We start from the raw sequence: 1,132 nt of genomic DNA on the forward strand, positions 1-1,132 counted from the left end.
CGACCCGACCGATCAGCCGCTGCTCAACCGGCGCGGCGCGCAAATGGTCGGCAGGATGGCGACACTTGCCGAACCGATCCGTGACGGGCGCGGCCGCATCAAGCTGGGCGACACACTGTGGCGTGTCTCCGGCCCTGACCTGCCGGCCGGCACGCAAGTGCGCGTGACGGGTGCGGCCGATACGGATCTGGAACTGACCGTCGAGGCGGTCTGAACGTTCAGGCGGCGCCGATACGCAGCAGATCATGCAGGTGGATGAGGCCGACTGGTTTCCGGCCCTCCACCACCATCAGGCTGGTGATGGCTGAATTGTTGATCGTCTGCAGCGCCGTTGCCACCAGCGTGTCCGGCGTCGCGGTCTTCGGACCTCTTGTCATCACCTGATCCACCGTCATCGCCAGCAGATTGCTGCCGATGTGACGGCGGATGTCGCCATCGGTGATGATGCCGACCAGCGCACCGTCGACATCGGTGATCGCGACGCAGCCAAACCCTTTGCGCGACAGTTCCAGGATCGCGTCCTGCATGCCGGTGCCCGCAACCACCAGCGGCAGCCTGTCGCCGACATGCATGATCTCGCGGATCTGCGTCAGGTTGGCGCCGAGCTGGCCGCCCGGGTGAAAGGTGCGGAAATGGTCCGGCGTGAAGCCGCGTGCTTCGAGCAGCGCGATCGCCAGCGCGTCGCCCATCACCAGTTGCAGCAGCGTCGATGTCGTTGGCGCCAGGCCGTGCGGACAGGCCTCCGGAGCGCGCGGCAAAAGCAGCACCACGTCCGCCGCCCGCGCCAGCGCCGATGTCTCTCCGGCGGTGATGGCGATCAGCGGAATGGAAAAGCGCCTGGAATAGGCGACGATGCCCATGAGTTCCTTGCTTTCGCCCGACCACGACATGGCGATGATGGCGTCGTCCCTGGCGATCATGCCGAGATCGCCGTGGTTGGCTTCGGCGGGATGGACAAAGAAAGCCGGCGTGCCGGTCGAGGCCAGCGTCGCCGCGATCTTCGAACCGATATGGCCGCTTTTGCCGACGCCGGTGACGATGAGCCGGCCTTCAATCCCCGAGATCATCTCGACCGCCTGGGCGAAAGGCGCGGCCAGCCCATTCTCAGCGCCTCGGCGAGGGCTGCGACACC

At 66.3% G+C, this 1,132-nt stretch carries 1 protein-coding gene and 1 pseudogene; one reads left to right on the plus strand and one right to left on the minus strand.

From position 1 onward, the window contains the following. The coding region (locus EN991_RS37210; protein WP_164769706.1) for an NfeD family protein at window positions 1-214 on the plus strand (214 nt) is incomplete at its 5' end. A gap of 4 nt (window positions 215-218) precedes the next feature. On the opposite strand, the pseudogene EN991_RS37215 reads toward EN991_RS37210, so the two are convergent. After that, window positions 219-1,132 (minus strand): annotated as a pseudogene (locus tag EN991_RS37215) (KpsF/GutQ family sugar-phosphate isomerase); the annotation flags it as partial.

Source organism: Mesorhizobium sp. M7A.F.Ca.US.005.03.2.1 (assembly GCF_003997795.1).
GTDB lineage: Bacteria > Pseudomonadota > Alphaproteobacteria > Rhizobiales > Rhizobiaceae > Mesorhizobium > Mesorhizobium ciceri.